Source organism: Streptomyces nojiriensis, assembly GCF_017639205.1.
Taxonomy (GTDB): Bacteria; Actinomycetota; Actinomycetes; order Streptomycetales; family Streptomycetaceae; genus Streptomyces; species Streptomyces nojiriensis.
Window position 1 is genome coordinate 67783 of the sequence record NZ_CP071139.1, and the last position, 14835, is coordinate 82617.

At 70.3% G+C, this 14835-nt stretch carries 17 protein-coding genes; 9 read left to right on the plus strand and 8 right to left on the minus strand.

What is annotated here, in order from left to right:
• The first annotated feature begins 56 nt into the window (after positions 1-56).
• A complete protein-coding gene (locus JYK04_RS00390) occupies positions 57-1331 on the plus strand; it encodes a helix-turn-helix domain-containing protein (RefSeq protein WP_189747445.1) in 1275 nt (424 codons plus the stop codon).
• Between the two features lie 373 nt (positions 1332-1704).
• Here the strand turns inward: JYK04_RS00390 and JYK04_RS00395 are convergent, their stop codons facing one another.
• Complete coding sequence (locus JYK04_RS00395; protein ID WP_189747443.1) at positions 1705-1962, minus strand: hypothetical protein; 258 nt, start codon at positions 1960-1962, stop codon at positions 1705-1707.
• 18 nt (positions 1963-1980) lie between these two features.
• Here JYK04_RS00395 and JYK04_RS00400 point away from each other — a divergent pair, with 18 nt between their 5' ends.
• Together JYK04_RS00400 and JYK04_RS00405 are read left to right on the plus strand one after the other, a co-directional pair.
• Positions 1981-2394 (plus strand): hypothetical protein, encoded by a 414-nt coding sequence (locus JYK04_RS00400; protein ID WP_189747440.1) that lies wholly within the window; start codon positions 1981-1983, stop codon positions 2392-2394.
• Positions 2395-2553: 159 nt separating this feature from the next.
• Complete coding sequence (locus JYK04_RS00405; protein WP_189747438.1) at positions 2554-2916, plus strand: hypothetical protein; 363 nt, start codon at positions 2554-2556, stop codon at positions 2914-2916.
• A 59-nt stretch (positions 2917-2975) separates the two neighbouring features.
• Here the strand turns inward: JYK04_RS00405 and JYK04_RS42255 are convergent, their stop codons facing one another.
• Positions 2976-3851: a hypothetical protein gene (locus tag JYK04_RS42255; protein WP_229876899.1), complete on the minus strand. Its 876-nt coding sequence runs from the start codon at positions 3849-3851 to the stop codon at positions 2976-2978.
• Positions 3852-4054: 203 nt separating this feature from the next.
• Positions 4055-4699: a L,D-transpeptidase family protein gene (locus JYK04_RS00415; protein ID WP_189747434.1), complete on the minus strand. Its 645-nt coding sequence runs from the start codon at positions 4697-4699 to the stop codon at positions 4055-4057.
• 234 nt (positions 4700-4933) lie between these two features.
• Between JYK04_RS00415 and JYK04_RS00420 the strand changes: the two genes are divergently transcribed.
• From JYK04_RS00420 to JYK04_RS00430, 3 genes are all read left to right on the plus strand, one after another.
• Positions 4934-5806 (plus strand): DUF2690 domain-containing protein, encoded by an 873-nt coding sequence (locus tag JYK04_RS00420; RefSeq protein ID WP_189747432.1) that lies wholly within the window; start codon positions 4934-4936, stop codon positions 5804-5806.
• A gap of 571 nt (positions 5807-6377) precedes the next feature.
• Positions 6378-6650, plus strand: a complete 273-nt coding sequence (locus JYK04_RS00425; protein WP_189747430.1) for a hypothetical protein — start codon at positions 6378-6380, stop codon at positions 6648-6650.
• Between the two features lie 49 nt (positions 6651-6699).
• Positions 6700-6855, plus strand: a complete 156-nt coding sequence (locus JYK04_RS00430) for a hypothetical protein (protein WP_189747428.1) — start codon at positions 6700-6702, stop codon at positions 6853-6855.
• Between the two features lie 119 nt (positions 6856-6974).
• On the opposite strand, the gene JYK04_RS00435 is transcribed toward JYK04_RS00430, so the two are convergent.
• The 4 genes from JYK04_RS00435 to JYK04_RS00450 all read right to left on the minus strand — a co-directional run bounded on the left by JYK04_RS00435 (position 6975) and on the right by JYK04_RS00450 (position 10194).
• The gene (locus tag JYK04_RS00435) at positions 6975-7793 is read right to left on the minus strand and encodes an endonuclease domain-containing protein (protein ID WP_189747426.1); all 819 of its coding nucleotides are present in this window, start codon (positions 7791-7793) and stop codon (positions 6975-6977) included.
• Positions 7794-7924: 131 nt separating this feature from the next.
• The gene (locus tag JYK04_RS00440) at positions 7925-8311 is read right to left on the minus strand and encodes a hypothetical protein (protein WP_189747425.1); all 387 of its coding nucleotides are present in this window, start codon (positions 8309-8311) and stop codon (positions 7925-7927) included.
• 278 nt (positions 8312-8589) lie between these two features.
• The gene (locus JYK04_RS00445) at positions 8590-8940 is read right to left on the minus strand and encodes a hypothetical protein (protein ID WP_189747423.1); all 351 of its coding nucleotides are present in this window, start codon (positions 8938-8940) and stop codon (positions 8590-8592) included.
• A gap of 312 nt (positions 8941-9252) precedes the next feature.
• The gene (locus tag JYK04_RS00450; RefSeq protein WP_189747421.1) at positions 9253-10194 is read right to left on the minus strand and encodes a helix-turn-helix domain-containing protein; all 942 of its coding nucleotides are present in this window, start codon (positions 10192-10194) and stop codon (positions 9253-9255) included.
• Positions 10195-10558: 364 nt separating this feature from the next.
• Here JYK04_RS00450 and JYK04_RS00455 point away from each other — a divergent pair, with 364 nt between their 5' ends.
• Positions 10559-11305, plus strand: a complete 747-nt coding sequence (locus tag JYK04_RS00455; protein ID WP_189747419.1) for an SDR family oxidoreductase — start codon at positions 10559-10561, stop codon at positions 11303-11305.
• 267 nt (positions 11306-11572) lie between these two features.
• Positions 11573-12325 carry an SDR family NAD(P)-dependent oxidoreductase gene (locus JYK04_RS00460; protein ID WP_189747417.1) on the plus strand — a complete coding sequence of 251 codons (753 nt, stop codon included), beginning with the start codon at positions 11573-11575 and terminating at the stop codon, positions 12323-12325.
• A gap of 563 nt (positions 12326-12888) precedes the next feature.
• On the opposite strand, the gene JYK04_RS00465 is transcribed toward JYK04_RS00460, so the two are convergent.
• A complete protein-coding gene (locus JYK04_RS00465) occupies positions 12889-13848 on the minus strand; it encodes an alpha/beta hydrolase family protein (RefSeq protein WP_189747415.1) in 960 nt (319 codons plus the stop codon).
• A gap of 169 nt (positions 13849-14017) precedes the next feature.
• Here JYK04_RS00465 and JYK04_RS00470 point away from each other — a divergent pair, with 169 nt between their 5' ends.
• Positions 14018-14614 (plus strand): TetR/AcrR family transcriptional regulator, encoded by a 597-nt coding sequence (locus tag JYK04_RS00470; protein ID WP_189747542.1) that lies wholly within the window; start codon positions 14018-14020, stop codon positions 14612-14614.
• The last annotated feature ends 221 nt before the right edge of the window (positions 14615-14835 follow it).

Sequence of the window (14835 nt, forward strand, 5' to 3'; positions counted from 1 at the left end):
GTGACAATCGGGCAATCGCGCTGGTGGACAGCGTGTTTCCGGAGGAAGGGCAGGCGATGGGCGCACCCGAGGGCACGGTCGCGTACGCGTACGCGACCGCACTGCGAAAGGCCTTGGACGGCTACCTCACCGGCGGCGGCACCCAGACGAAACTCGCCAGAGCGCTGAGCACATCCAAGGCCAGCGTCACGCGGTATCTGAACGGGGACCGGATCGCCCCGCGGAGACAGCTGCCTGCCATCAAGGCCTTCCTCGAAGGGCAGGGTTTCCCCTGCCCCGTTGAGGTCTGGGCCGAGCTGGACGAGCTGTGCGGCAGGGCGCATCTCGCCAGCGGGGCCGCCGCCGTCCAGCGCGACCATCTCAAGGAAGAGCTGGCCCGCGCGTGCGGCGAGCACCAGCGAGCCCAGTGGATCGCCGAGAAGCAGCTGCACGGTCTGCAGCAGCGGGCGGACCGCCTCGCTGAAGACCTCAGGCAGGCTCTGGCCCGCGCGCAGCGCGCGGAGCGCACACGCCGGATCCTCCAGGAGCGTGTCACGGTGCAGGACCAGAGCCTGCGCAAGGCCGGGGACTTCGTCCGCGGCATCGAAGACGAACTCGCACAGCAGAAGAAGCAGTCCGGCCTGCTCGGTACGGAGAACGGCGTCCTGCGTGAGCAGAACCGCCGGCTCCTCGAGGAGAAGCCCCCGGTTGCCGCCCCGGCAACGCAGCTCAGCCACGTGCCCACGCCGCACTACATCTACATCCCGGTTCCCGGCCTTGCCGTCGAGACGGGGACCGCGACCGCGGACGTCACTGGGGCGGCGAGCTCTCCCCAGAGGCAGGTCCTGCCGCAAGAGCTGCCGAGCGCCGGGCCGGCCGAGCTGTACGGGACGACTCCCTTCCACGAGGAAGATCAATACGGGTACGAGGCGTACGGCTCCGGCTACTGGACCCCCGACCCACCCACCTACGACGCGCTGTTCGCGTACGACGTCGCGGGCACCCAGCCCGCCTCGTACTACTACCAAGGCAACGCGACCACGTACCCCTACTCCCAACACGACGCATACTCCTACCAGGCTTGGGCCGCTGCCCCCTGCGACACAGGCACCTATGACGCACGGGGCTACGGGGAGTGGGCCTCCAGCCCTCTCCCCGCCCCAGTGGACGGTGAACCGTCCCTGCACGCACCGGCAACCCCGCCCGCGCCTCTCCTCCACCAGGACGACGAGAACGCGCAGCAGCCGGCCCCGGCGGCCCGGCCGAACCGCACGGCTCCCCCGCGCGGCAGGGCGGGAGCGCTGTCGGCCCTCGCTCTTCTCGCCGTTCTCGTCGGCTCCCGCGTCCTGTGAACTGCGGCGCCCGGAGGGCAGTCGGCTCGCCGGCGCGGCATGTGTAGCCGGAGGCAGCGCGCCATCGGCCCGTGCGGTGCCGGAGATGCACCTTGCCCGGCTGGGGAAAGGCCCCGACCGGCCGGGGGGGAGGGCCGGGTCGGGGCCGCGCCCCGACCGGCGGGGGGGGGTGCCGGGCGGAGCGGTCAAGGGGTGGGGCGGGAAAGGGTGGTCGCCTCACGGTGGAGGGCTCTGCGGGGCTTCGGCCGAACGATCTTCCCCACAGGCACAGGTCGGGCCCGGGGACATAGTCCCCTCCCGCACCCCACAGGTGAATGAACGGTCACCCAAACCGGAATGTTCCCACCTATAAGAGGTATACCGCCGCCCCAGGTCAGAAGACGACGGGAACACGCGGACCGAGAGTAACCGCCGCACGCCGACGCCCCGCGCGAACGGCAGCGAGCTCCGCACGCACATCCGTCGCCGCCCGCTCGCCGGCGGCGGCGGCGAGGGCCCTGGCGGCCGCCGTGTGCGGCTCGGCCCGCGCGGTCGCGTCGTCGCCGGGGAGCACCGTGATCTCGGCGGCGTCCGCGACCGCGCCGACCAGCCGCGCCACCTCGGCCGTGGACGGAGCGCGTACGCCGGCCAAGGCCCGGCCCATCGCGCCGTGCCGCAGCCGGTCGGCAACGTCGATGGAGTCGGCCCCGACACATCGCGCCCAGCAGCGACATCATCTTGGCGGGCGCGCAGCCCCACCGGTGTTGTCGGCCGCCTCGATACGAACCGTGGCGGCCAGATCAGGCAGCCCGACCCGCTCGGCGAGCACGACCAGCGGCAGCAGCCCGGCATCCGCGATCAGATTCGGCTCGCCGAAGAGCGCGGAGACACGTATCTCGGAAGAGCCTTGTCGATCGCGCGCACCGGAAGCCTCACAACTCCCAATCATCGCAGGTCACAAGGCTCTTCCTCGTTTCCAGAAAAACTGTCCACAGGCATCAACCGCTGGATCCGGGCTGAGCCGAACCTCCCTGAATCCTCAACTCCGCTTAACGGAGGCAAAGTTATCTTGATCAAGATCTGATCACGATGCGGGAATCGTCGTTGCTGACGGCTCGCCGCGAGGCCGATGCTTAAAGCACCCCTCCACCCCCGAAAGGGGTCACCTGCGGTGCCCCGACCCGGCCCGCCTTAAGACTGACGGACACACCGGTGGAGAAATGGTACGGGAAGCGGAGAAATTGTGAAGTTCGGAATGCGTGCGGCAGTACTGACCGCCGGAACGGCTCTGACCCTGTGGGGGTTCGGCACCACCGCCCAGGCCGCCATCCCCACGTCCACCACCATCGCCACCAACGGCGTTGAGGCACGGGGCACCATCCAGTGCCGCCCGGACAGTCACAAGTACACGGTGAAGAGGATCGCGCCGGTCCGTAAGGGCCCGTCCCTCAACGCCGCGCAGATCGACGTCCGCTACCCCGACAATGAGGTACACAGCTATAACGAGTGCGTCAATGGCGGCAAGATCTTCATCTGCATCGCAAGCTGCCACGTTTCGGACGATGGCATTCGTGGGCATTGGATGTTCCGCGGCGACGTTCGCTGATTCATCTTTCACATATTGCATGCGCTAAATTTGATGCGCTTGGAAACGCCACGCCGGGCCTACCCGGCGTGGCGTTTCCGTGTCTCAGCTCGGGCCGACAGGTTCGTACACACGTTGCCGCTGAGGGCGAAGGCAACGGAACTGGGCTCCCGGCCAAGGGAATCGCAGCATTGACGCTTGTCGTCCTCATCGTGCTCTTCAACACCGCGAGCATTGCCAACAGGACGGACCGGACCCGGCCGGAGAATCCAGGCGATCAAGCGATACCGCGCGACCACGGGTACGGGCCTCAAGGAGGCCAAGGACGTGGTGGAGCGCACGCCGCGACCCTGGACCTGGTCGCCGGCCTCATCCGGGGCCATCTGAACAGGATCGGTTCGCGGTGGCGCAAGCTCGCGCCGCACCGCATCGCCCTCGTTGTCCTCGCGGTCCTGCGGCTGGCCCGCTTGGGCGGCGACGTGTACGAGGGCTGGACCACGACGGCATCGCTCCAGGGAGCAAGGCGCGGCTCCCACAACGGACGGGCAGTCTCCTCCAGATCGATCTGGTCGAGCAGGTCGTAGGGCGGGAATGCCGTGGTCGCTCAGCAGGTCGATGGAGCGGCCGGCGGTCCCGCTGCGGCCTTGCTCGACGTCGTTCGAGTGTTTCTCGGCGCAGGTGACGGCGGCCTCGGCAGCAGCGCGCGCCTGCTCCGCGTTGAGGTGGTCGCGCATGCCCAGTTCCAAGCGGTTGGCGGTGGTAGCCGTGTCACTTCCGTCCCAATCATGAATATGGGGCAGAAGGGCGGAGCGTTCCTCGATCAGCACCGCGTGCCGGGTCGTCAACTCGGTGAAGTTCTGTGCGAGTTCGCTGCTGAGCTCCTGAGCGCGCGACCAGTTCTGTTCGGCCTGGCGCTCCACGTCGGCGAGGTCGGTAGCCGATCTGAGCGTGCTCACGCGGTCGTCGGCTTCCTGTGCAGAGGCCTCAGCGGCCGCGACGACCTCCTGTGTCCCCCACCCGTTACTTGTCCCTTCGTCGCGGCCCCCGTCCCCGGCGTATCGCCCGGGACCGTGCATACCAGCCTGTCCGACAGCCGGGCATGGCCCCCGGCGGGGTGCGCCGGGGGCCACGGATGGCGGTCGAGGTGCTCGGCTGTGTGTCAGCTGACCTGCAGGGTCAGGTTCTTCGGCCAGTGGGCCTGGTTCAGGCGGGAGAACAGGTCTTTGATGTCGGCGGGCTTCAGCTTGATGCAGCCCAGGGACTTGTAGTCGCTGTCGCCGTCCCACCGAGTGGGCTCGGTGGAGCCCTGGCCGCCGTTCTTGGTCATCTCGCTGTGGATGAACAGACCGTCGCGGTTGACGGCCTTCTTATCGGACTCGGGGCGGCACGCCTTGTCGGAGAGCTGGATCGCAAAGCCCTTGATGTCGCTGTTGCGGTTGGTCTGGTGCCCCTTGACCTGGTAGGTGCCGCTGGGAAGCCATCCCTTCTCGCTGCGGCACTCGTCAGTGACTCCCAGGCCGGATCCGGCGCGGTAGCTCTTGACCGGGATGCCGTTGTGGACGAGGGAGAGGGTCGAGCGGTCGGGGTGGTTCCGGTTCTTGGTGAACTTCAGGTAGTACCCGCGAGGGCCGTGCTTGGCCTTGGTAGAGGGGTGCGAGCCGGGGCGAGCAGAACCCCCCTTGCCAGTGTCATGCGCGGCGGCAAAACCGGGGGTCGGCGCCAGGCCGACGACCGTCAGGGTCACGAGGGAGGCCGCTGCGGCGGCAACAGCGCGGAAGCGAAAACGAGGTGCGGCGTTCATCATCTTTCATCCTTTGCATGTCGTGCCTCCGCAGCCCCCGGAACGTGCCAGGGCATGGCACGGCCACGGAGTTCAGAGGCGGGATCGGCCGGGACCTTCGCACCGGCTGACAGCAACTTTGCCCCGCATTCCTCGTTGGTTCTACGCTGCCCGCGTCACCGGCCATACGCGCATATACACGGCGCCTCGTATGGTCTCTGACCTGGTGTTTTGAGACGTAGGAGACAGGAGTGCGTCGTGGACGCTCAGCAGAATGCCGATCCGTTAGGCGATCAGCAGCCCGTCGGTCCGGCACGCGTCCAGCTGGCCCAGCTCCTGAGAAGCCGGCGTGAGGTGAGCAACCGGAGCCAGTCCTGGGTCGCCAAGCAGCTGCATACCAACCAGCCGACGGTCTCGCGCTGGGAGTCGGGGAGCACCCTGCCCGCTCCCGAGACGATCCGTGCGTTCTGGCAGATCTGCGCACAGCCCGCGAAGTCCGCAGTGAGCGCCCTGGAACTCGACCAGGCTCTGGCCCTCCACCGGCGCGCGCTGGAGGAGAGGGCACACGTTCCGAAGCAGACGCCGCCTGCGACGGGAGAGACACCGCTACCGGACCAGCCGTCGCCACACCCACAAAACGGGAAGGGCCGGCTGGTGGCACTCACAGCTGTGGGAGCGGTTGCTCTCCTGGCGGCCGCGGCCTGGGCCGGCGTCCAGTACGGCGGCTCGGCACCCAAGGATGCGTCATCCCCCGCGGCGCCCTCGCCGGCCGCGGCCCGGCCGGCGCCCACCGCAGCCTGCGACGGCGACTCGTGCGCGTCGCTGGAGCCGGCCACCACGACATGCGCGAAGGACGCCACCACAACCCAGACCGGCTACGACTACGGCGTCCGCGTCGAACTGCGCTACAGCGCCTCGTGTCACGCGGCTTGGGCCAAGATGAGCGGCACCTCGGCAGGAGACAGGGTCATGGTCACCCCGAAACAGGGGAACGCCCAGGAGTACCGCCAGCAATACGGACACGACGCCCACACCCGGATGGTCGCGGCGCTGAGCCCCGACAACGCCCGCGCCTGTGCGATCGTCGACGGCCGCGGCACCGTATGCGCCACCAGTGCCGCCCAACGGTGACGGACGGCACGCTACCCGGCGACTCCGCCGCGGCAGGCCCGAGATATCGGGGTTCTTGAAACACAGCCGATGAGCTGCCTCCGAAGTCCGGCTGCTTCGCGGATCCGGGTGCCGATGCACCTCGGCGCCCACAGGGGCATGCCACCACTGACCGGAGGTCGTCTCCCCCGGGTCCTCGTGGCTTCGTAGGTCAGTCGCGGGAACGTCTGTTGCTCGGCGGCGAGAACGCTTCTCGCGAGGAGGCAGCCGCCGGCGACGCCATCCTGCTCGACAGCTTCGGAGTGGCGGAGAAGGAACTGCTCTCCTTGGACGGCCACGCCGTGGAAGAAATCGCGGATCTCCGAGCTGTTCCTCTCCAGCGGCCCGTGCCGGCTGCGCCGCACCCCGGGCGAGGCGGAGGCGCAGGTGTACGCGGACGTCCGCCGGAGCCCGGACGAGGGCGGCTACCTCGACCCCGAGGAGCAGGCGGAGGACGCAGGCGCGTTTCTTCGGTGAACCCGCTCCCCCAGCGGAGTGAGCCATCCCCAACCCGGCTCGGCCCGGCGACCGCTGCCCCGGTATCACCAGGCTCATGATCAAGAACATGCGCCGGGGCCTCATGGCCACCGCCCTCACCTTCGCCTCCCCCGCCCAGGCCGACGAGGTCACCCTCATCGACGGGATCACCGCACTGCCGGTCGCGGAGGAGATCCGCGACGGCTACAAGCGGGAGCTGTACCCGCACTGGAAGGACGACGACAAGAACGGCCGCACCGCCCGCAACGACGTCCTGATCGCCGAGGCCATCGAGGCCCCGACCATCGGCGCCGGCTGCTCCCTGACCGGAGGGGTGTGGCACTCCTGACCACGACGACGTCCTCGTCCAGGGCCCGTCCGGCGTCGACATCGACCGCATGGTCCCCCTCGCGGAAGTCCACGACTCGGGTGGCTACGGCTGGACCACCGAACGCCGACGCCGCTACGCCAACGACCTCGGCTGCGACGTCACCCTCGTCGGCGTCACCGCCCGCTCCAACCGCCGGAAGTCCGACCAGGACCCCGCCGTCTGATCCCTGCGGCCCCTACATACGGGGCGGGTGAAGCCAGGGGCGAGACCCCAGCACCCGCCTCCGGCCCGGCATCACCGGTCTGCCGTGCCCAGCCCCGGCCTGGCGGGGCCGGCGGCCGGTCAGGGTTGGCTGTCGTTCCGGCGCATTCGAAGGGGGAGTCCTTCGAAGGGGTCGAAGCCGAGCATCATGATCTTGCGTTGGCGGGTCGATTCCTTGGTCCGCCACTCCTGACCTGCGGGGTAGACGAGGGCGAGGGCGGCTGCGGGCGGGTTGCCCATGTAGTCCGCGTTGGGGCAGTCGGTGACGTGCGGGCATTCCTCCAGGGTCCGGTTGCAGAACCGGCAGAGCAGGCCGCGGACGTAGCCGGTTTCGTGGTCGTGGTCGACCATCGCTCCCGGGTACAGGCCGCAGACCTGGCAGTCGGGGCCCAGGGCGGCAACGAGCGCCTCGCGCAGAAGTCTGATGGAGCGGGTGCGTGCCGGCGATGGAGGCCAGCTGGCGGCCGCCGTATAGTCCCCGCCCTCGCAGCGCTGGCGGGGCTCGACTTCTGCCGGCGCCTGTTCCGGGCCGAGGGTGCGGACGTTCCACACGTGGTGAAGGGAGTGCCAGGCGCCCTCTTCCAGCACGGTGCCACGGTCGCTGAAGTCCTCCGGCCCGGTTCCCCGGTCGATCCAGGAGCAGTACCCGTGGTGTTCCCAGCCGTCCGTGGTCGGGGCGGCGGCGCACAGCATATGGCCGCCCCGGACCAGGTGATAGCGGCCGTCGTTGCCAAGGAGGACGGCGGTGGGGCCGGATGGTACGGCCGGGCCGGTGGGCATGCTGCAGGGCCGACCCTCGGCTTCGCGCACGAGCCTTTCCACACGGTCGACGCCTTGGTGGGCCCAACGCCACAGCAGCTTGGCGCGCCGGTACGGGGGCAAATCGTCCAAGGTCGCCATGAAGGCAATGGTGACGCAGGGCACTGACATCGACCGGGGTCAGCCCCGATCCACAGGTGCACCCGGCGCCAGACGCGAACACAGACCCCACCGGACGTTCCGGTGGGGCCCTGAGTTCGCGTGAGCCGGTGTCAGCGCTGCGGTGGAACGGGTGGTCGTCGTCCCGTCTGCGCCTGGGCGCGGGCCATCAAGGCGTCGGCGATGCCGGCGTATTCGCCGCGGGCGGCGGACTGCAGCATCTCGCAGAACGCGGCCAGTTCCCCGATCCGCCCCGCCGGGCTGCCCAAGACATGGCTGAACCCGGCGCGCACGCGGGCCGCGGCATCAGGGACGCGCAGGCTGTAGGCGTGGAGCAGGCCTGCGTCGAAGCCCACCGGCACGCTGCCCCGGCGTTCCCGGTCCATGACGGTGAGCGGGGTGCCGGTGAGGTTGGCCCGGTGCAGGCCCGCGTGCCCGGTCGCCCGCTCGATCCGGTCCGGGGCGTCGATGCCGAGGGAGAGCGGGAAGGAGCGGCGCATCCACAGCGTCCGAACCGCCTCCCGGTCCGCCGGCACTGCGGCCAGGACGCCCAGCGCGCCGCGCAGCTCGGGGTGAGATCGACATCCGCCTCGTACAGCGGCCGGTCGCCGATCGCATCCCAGTCCAGCGGGTACTCGGCGGCTCCCCGTCATCCGCATGCGCACCTCGCCCGGAGCGCCTCGGCGCGTGGTCGGCAGTGCGGGCCGTCGTAGGCCGACCAGTGCTGCGTGGAGGGGTCTTTGAGTGAATCCCGCGGCCAAGGCCACTCCGTCAAGCATTAGCCAGTGCCAGTGAGTTCGCGCCCGGTGAGCTTCCCGTCGGGGGTGAGAGTGAAGGCAGTGGGGTCCATGCTCGTGGTGCCGTGGGCGGCCTCGCCGTACGCCTTGAGCGTGATCGACTCGGCCTTGCCCATGTGGATCTCCGCCTCGGCGGCGTGCGCCCAAGCGTTGACTCGGATGTGCGCCGACCAGTGCAGTACCTCTTGGGACCGCCAGCCGCCCCATGTCGCTTCGGGGAGAAGGCCCGCCGCCGGGCCCTGCCGGACGGCGAAGACGCCGGCGGCCAGCAGTACGGTGGCCAGGATGAGGTAGATCGCCGTCACGCGGGACGGGCGGCGTAGCGCGGGCACGGGGGGCTCCTGTCGTTCGGTCGACGGCGGCGTTCTCGTCGCACCATCCGGGGGTGGAGACGGTCGTGAGCGCGCGCCCGTTCCCGAACGGCGGCGTGGCCTCGGTCGTGGACTGGGTCGTGGACTGGGTCGGCCGTGACATCTCGATATCCGACGACATCCCGGTGGCCGGCTTCCAACTACTGCGTCACGGCTCATCTGCCCTGCGCGAACGCCGCGCTCAGAATGGCCACCGAAAGCGCACAGTGGCCAAAGTGGGACGCCCAGGGCGCCGACTGTCGGTGCCGTTCGCTCCCCCGCCTCGACTCCGCGTCACCTGCCGCGCCCCGCCCCCTTGGCGGGCGCGGGCTGCGGCCGGTGGGCGGAGGCCCCGGCCGGGGCCCCATCGGCCTGGGTTCTGTCCCTGTGGGTGTTGCTCGCGGTCCAGCCCGCGAGCATGCGCAGGGCGTTCTCCGAGGGTGAGCCGGGTTCGACGGTGTAGAGGCCGAGGGTCTGGTCGGGGTCGCCGATGGGGGTGAGGGCTTCGAAGGCGAGGGTGAGGTCTCCGGCGAGTGGGTGGCGGTAGCGCTTGGAGCCGTATTTGGGCTGGTACACGTCGTGCTCCGACCACCATCGTCGGAAGTCCGGGTCGCTCGCGGACAGTTCGCCGGCCAGCTGTGCCAGCCGGGGATCATGCGGATGGTGGCTGGCGTACAGGTGGAGCATGCCGACGTTTTCGCGGGCGGTCTCGGGCCAGTCGGCGTAGAGGTCGCGGGCCTGTGGGGCGAGGAACATGTAGCGGGCCATGTTCCGCTCGCCGGCCGGCAGGCCCTCGAAGTCGCGGTAGAGGGCGCGGGCCAGGTGGTTGACGGCCAGGATGTCCAGGCGGTGCCCGAGCAGCAGGGCCGGGACGTCGGTGATGTTCTCCAGTACGCGTAGCAGCCCGGGGCGGGCACGCTGGGCCGTGGTCGTATCCGGGTGCTGCCCGGCGGGGTTGGCCAGGGCGAACAAATGGCTACGTTCGGTGTCGTTGAGTTGCAGTGCGTGAGCGACGGCGTTCAGGACGGCCGCGGAGACGGACGTGGTGCGCCCGCGTTCGAGCCGCACGTAGTAGTCCACGCTGACCCCGGCCAGCCGGGCGACCTCCTCACGCCGCAGGCCGGGCACCCGGCGTGCCCCGGGGTACGGGGCAAGGCCGGCCTGTTCCGGGGTGACGCGGGCCCGGCGCGTGCGCAGGAAGTCCCGGATGTCGGTCTCCGGCACGGGCTGGCTCATGTTTTCAGGCTAGGCCGTCTCTTTCGGATCTTGTCGGATGAGCCCGGGTCGTCCGGTGCGGTGCATCTCCCCCAGCTACCGCTGGGAGGTGCCCCCGGGCGGAGGGGCGCTCGTGTACTGGACGTACTCGAGTGCCCCGACACGCGGCGAGGTGCCGGGCGGGCCGGGCCCGGCAAGATCCGGAAGAGACGGCCTAGCGCTGCCGGCCGGCCCCGCCCCGTGACCGAAGGGGGGGTCTGCTGGACCCCCGGCAGGGCGAGCCCCGGGACGAGGAGGGTTCTGCCTGGGATTCCGGCCGGCTGGTGCTCTGGATGTGTCGCCCGGCCACCAGGGCCGGCACACCATCCCAGGAAGAAGCACAGCCATGAACCACACCACCCCGTCCGCCACCCGCAAGATCGTCCTGGTGACCGGCGCGTCCGGCGGCATCGGCGAGGCGACCGCCCGCCACCTCGCCTCCGAAGGCCATCACGTCGTCCTCGGCGCCCGGCGCACCGACCGCCTGGACGCCCTGGTCACCGAGCTCACCGACGTCGGCCACCGCGCCGAGTCCGCGCAGCTGGACGTGACCGACCGCGCCAGCGTGGAGGCCTTCGTCTCCGGCGCCCTGGAGCGCCACGGGCGCGTCGATGTGCTGGTCAACAACGCCGGCATCATGCCGCTGGGCTTCATGGAGGAGCTGCGCGTCGAGGAATGGGACCGGATGATCGACGTGAACCTGCGCGGTGTGCTGTACGGCATCGCGGCGGTCCTGCCCGCCATGGGCGAGCGCCGCTCGGGGCACATCATCAACGTCGCCTCGACCGCCGGGCACCGCGTGGACCCGACCGGGGTCGTGTACTGCGCGACGAAGCACGCCGTGCGGGCGGTGTCCGACGGCTTGCGCCAGGAGACCACCGACGTCCGCGTCACCGTCGTCAGCCCGGGCCTGACCAAGACCGAGCTCACCCACTCCGGTGGCAATGACGAGCAGCAGGGCGCGGTGCGCTCCGCGCTCGAAGCGGTCGGGATCGACGCCTCGGCCATCGCCCGGGCCATCGGCTACGCCATCGCCCAGCCGGACGACGTCAACGTCAGCGAGGTCATCGTCCAGGGCACAGGACAGGTCTGACGCCGCGCCGGGGCGGACCGGCCGCTCGCGCGGTCGCCGGCCTTGGCCCAGGCGCCGCCGCTGAACCAAACCGGGTCACCACAGGTCGCCGGCTGAGCGGACTCGCTCCCGTGGCCATCGGCGGCACCTCGCCTCTCCTCCGGTGCGAGGTGCCGCCGGTGCCCCGGCCGCCGGACCCGTGTCTGCGGGTGACCGGCGTGCTGCGGCGCTCCCGGCGGACCGCCGCGTACAAGACGACATTCCACAGCGACAAGAAGGATCAGAGAGATGACTCAGCAGTTTGCAGGCGCCTCGGCGCTCGTCACCGGCGGCGGCAGCGGGATCGGGCGGGCCTCCGCCCTGGCCCTGGCCGCAGAAGGGGCGCTGGTGACGGTCGCCGGCCGCACCGCGGAAACACTGAAGGAAACCGTGCGCCTGATCGAGGCGTCCGGTGGCTCGGCCCGCTACGTGGTGGCCGACATCACCGACGAAGCCCAGGTGGAGAAGGCCGTCCAGGCCGCCGTCACGGACACCGGCCGCCTGGACATCGCGCTGAACAACGCCGGATACGACGGCGAGTACCAGCTCACCCGCGACTACTCCGCCGACATGCTCGACCGGATGATCGCCCTCAACCTGCGCGGTGTGTTCCTGTCGATGAAACACGAACTCCGGCACATGACAGCCCAGGGCTCCGGGGCCATCGTGAACATGTCCTCCGGCGCCGGCCTGATCGGAGTCCCCGGCTTCTCCGGCTACGCGGCCACCAAAGCCGCCGAGATCGGCATGACCAGAAGCACGGCGGTCGAGGTGGCACCCCACGGCATACGCGTCAACGCCGTGTGCCCCGGCCTGGTCGACACACCCATGATCGCCGCCCTGGACACGGACCAGCGCACATCACTCGACGCCGCCCACCCCCTGGGACGGATCGCCCGCGCCGAGGAAATCGCCGACGCCGTGGTCTGGCTCGCCTCCGACAAGGCCAGCTTCGTCACCGGCATCGCACTTCCCGTCGACGGCGGCTACACCGTGCCCTAAAGGCAAACCGGTACGAGCCGCTCCCCGCGCAAGCGAGGCGAGGCGCCGTTGATCCCCGACAGGGCGGGGATCAACGGCGCCACCCGCTACCTCCGACATGGTCCGCCCGCCGATCCCGTTGAGGTTCCCAGCCCCTGTGCCGCGCCGACAGCACGCCGCCAACGACCGCGACCGCGACCGACGGAGACGGAAACCGATGCGCCGTGAACGACCAGCACTTTCAAGTGATCGTTTCCGACAAGCAACTCAGACCGCCCTGCCCAGCACGGCTGGCATGTGTTCACCGGCTGCGCAGCCTCGATGCGCGAGGCCATGCGAAGCGCACGCACAGCCCACGGCACCGCCCTCACGGCCGAGCCAACATCCCCTGCGAACACACCGGCGGCCGGACCGCACGAGCACTGCGCCCCGGAATGAACTCGAGGAGCACGGCCCCCAACACAGCACACCGGCCGCCGCAAGGCAGGAACCAGGGCGTTCGTGGAACGCGGGGACGGCGGCCCCTCTGCGGCGAGCCGGGCGACGGCGGCCGGGCCGTCCGATGCGGGAGGCGGCTGTGGGGGCTACTTGGATTCGACTTGTCCTATCGGGTCGAGTCCGGCCGTCAGCGCCTCGCAGGCGTTCTGCCAGGTGGAGGCGCCGGGGTGGAGTTGGGTGTGGAGGTAGGCCGCGGTGAGCCGGGCCAGGGCGGCGACTCGCTCGGGGTTCTCGTCGGTGGTCTCGGCGGCGTCGTATCCGGCGATGCCGCCGAGCCCGTGCTCCGCGTCGAACAGGGTGAGCAGGGTCTTGGGGCCGGGGGCGAGGGTGTAGGGGTCGGCGTGCCAGTCCGGCCCCATGTCCGTGAAGTGCCGGGGGTCGTCCTTGTCGCCGGCGACGACCAGCGCGGGTGCGGTCATGGTGGAGAAGTCGACGGCCCCGATGATCGGCCACTGCTCGGCCACGGGCCCGTTGAGGACGTCGCCGCCCCTGCCGGGCGCGGCGAGCAGTACGCCCGCCTTGATCCGGGGCTCGGCGAGGTGCACCACGTTCCCGGTGTCGGGGTCGGTGAGCCCGGCACCCAGCAGGAGGGCGGCGGTGAAGCCTCCGAGCGAGTGTCCCGCGAGGCCGATCCTGGTGTGGTCGATCCGTCCGGCGAGCTGCGGTACGGCGTTCTCGATCACGTCGAGCCGGTCGAGGATGTGGGTCATGTCCTCGGCGCGGGAGCGCCAGAAGTCGGGTGCGCCGGGGGCGTCGGCGACCAGGTGGGTCAGTGTGCTGGAGGTGAGGTGGGTGGGCTGGACGACGACGAATCCGTGTGCCGCCCAGAAGTTGGCGAGCGGCGCGTAGCCGTTGAGTGAGGAGAGGTTGTTCGAGGGGCCGTGGCCGTGGGAGAGGAGGATGACGGGGAGGCCGGTTCCGGTCGCGGGTGCGGAGACGCGTACCTGGAGGTCCACGGGACGTCCGGGCACGGACAGGACTACGGGGCTGAAGGACAGGACCGGGACGGCCGTGCCCAAGGCGTCGGCGGTGGTGGCTGTGCTCACGGTGTGGATTCCCTTTCGGTGGCGCCTGCCGCCCGCCGGTCTCTTGCGGCTGGCGGGTGGACAAGGCGGTCAGGGGCGTCCCGTTTCGGCTAAGCTGAAACGGAACGCTGCTCCATTTAGTATCCGGAGCATCGCTCCGTTTTGTCAATCGGTGTCGAAGGAGAACGTGATGGCCGCCGAGGGTCCTGCAGGGGATACGCCGTCCCGAAGCAAGCGGGCCGACGCTCAGCGCAACCGGGAGACGGTGCTCACGGCCGCGGCCGAGGTGTTCGTGACCTCCGGCGTCGACGCGCCGATCCGCCAGATCTCAGCCCGGGCGGGCGTCGGGATGGCCACGATCTACCGCCACTTCCCCACACGGGCGGACCTCGTCACCGCCGTGTACCGGCACCAGATCGAGGCATGCGCCGAAGCCGGCCCGAACCTGCTGGCCACCACCGCCTCCCCGCTCGACGCACTGCGCCAATGGATCGGCCTCTTCGTCGACTTCCTCGTCACCAAACACGGCCTCGCCGACGCCCTGCAGTCGGACAGCGACCGCTTCGCCGCGCTGCACGCCTACTTCCTCGACCGCCTGCTGCCCGTCTGCGCACAACTGCTCGACGCCGCGGTCGAGGCCGGCGAAATCAGGCCCGGCACACAGCCGTACGAGCTGATGCGCGGCATCGGCAACCTCTGCATCGGACGCGACAACGACCCCCGCTACGACCCCCGACGCCTGATCGCCCTCCTCCTCCAGGGACTCCAGCGACCGCAGACGCCCTGACGCCGACGCACCCGGCGACCGGCCCCACCTCCGCCGGCAGCACCCGGTCCTCGGCCGAAACGAGCGGGGAGATCCACCCGAGCCGCACGGCGGCGTCGAAGTCGGTACGGCGGACGCCGAGCCGGCGGGCGGCCTGGTCCGGGCCGAGGGGAACGTATCGGCCGAGGAGGGCGGGCCGGTCCCTGCGGCGGTCGGGCGTGTCGAGCTGCCAAGGTGGTGAT

Excerpts from the sequence above, each read along its gene's own strand:
- JYK04_RS00455 (WP_189747419.1), top strand. The coding sequence starts at position 10,559 with ATGAACCACACCACCCCGTCCGCCACCCGCAAGATCGTCCTGGTGACC.
- JYK04_RS00470 (WP_189747542.1), top strand. The coding sequence starts at position 14,018 with ATGGCCGCCGAGGGTCCTGCAGGGGATACGCCGTCCCGAAGCAAGCGG.
- JYK04_RS00415 (WP_189747434.1), bottom strand. The coding sequence starts at position 4,699 with ATGATGAACGCCGCACCTCGTTTTCGCTTCCGCGCTGTTGCCGCCGCA.
- JYK04_RS00425 (WP_189747430.1), top strand. The coding sequence starts at position 6,378 with ATGATCAAGAACATGCGCCGGGGCCTCATGGCCACCGCCCTCACCTTC.
- JYK04_RS00440 (WP_189747425.1), bottom strand. The coding sequence starts at position 8,311 with ATGCGCCGCTCCTTCCCGCTCTCCCTCGGCATCGACGCCCCGGACCGG.
- JYK04_RS00460 (WP_189747417.1), top strand. The coding sequence starts at position 11,573 with ATGACTCAGCAGTTTGCAGGCGCCTCGGCGCTCGTCACCGGCGGCGGC.
- JYK04_RS00435 (WP_189747426.1), bottom strand. The coding sequence starts at position 7,793 with ATGGCGACCTTGGACGATTTGCCCCCGTACCGGCGCGCCAAGCTGCTG.
- JYK04_RS00450 (WP_189747421.1), bottom strand. The coding sequence starts at position 10,194 with ATGAGCCAGCCCGTGCCGGAGACCGACATCCGGGACTTCCTGCGCACG.
- JYK04_RS00390 (WP_189747445.1), top strand. The coding sequence starts at position 57 with ATGGGCGCACCCGAGGGCACGGTCGCGTACGCGTACGCGACCGCACTG.
- JYK04_RS00430 (WP_189747428.1), top strand. The coding sequence starts at position 6,700 with ATGGTCCCCCTCGCGGAAGTCCACGACTCGGGTGGCTACGGCTGGACC.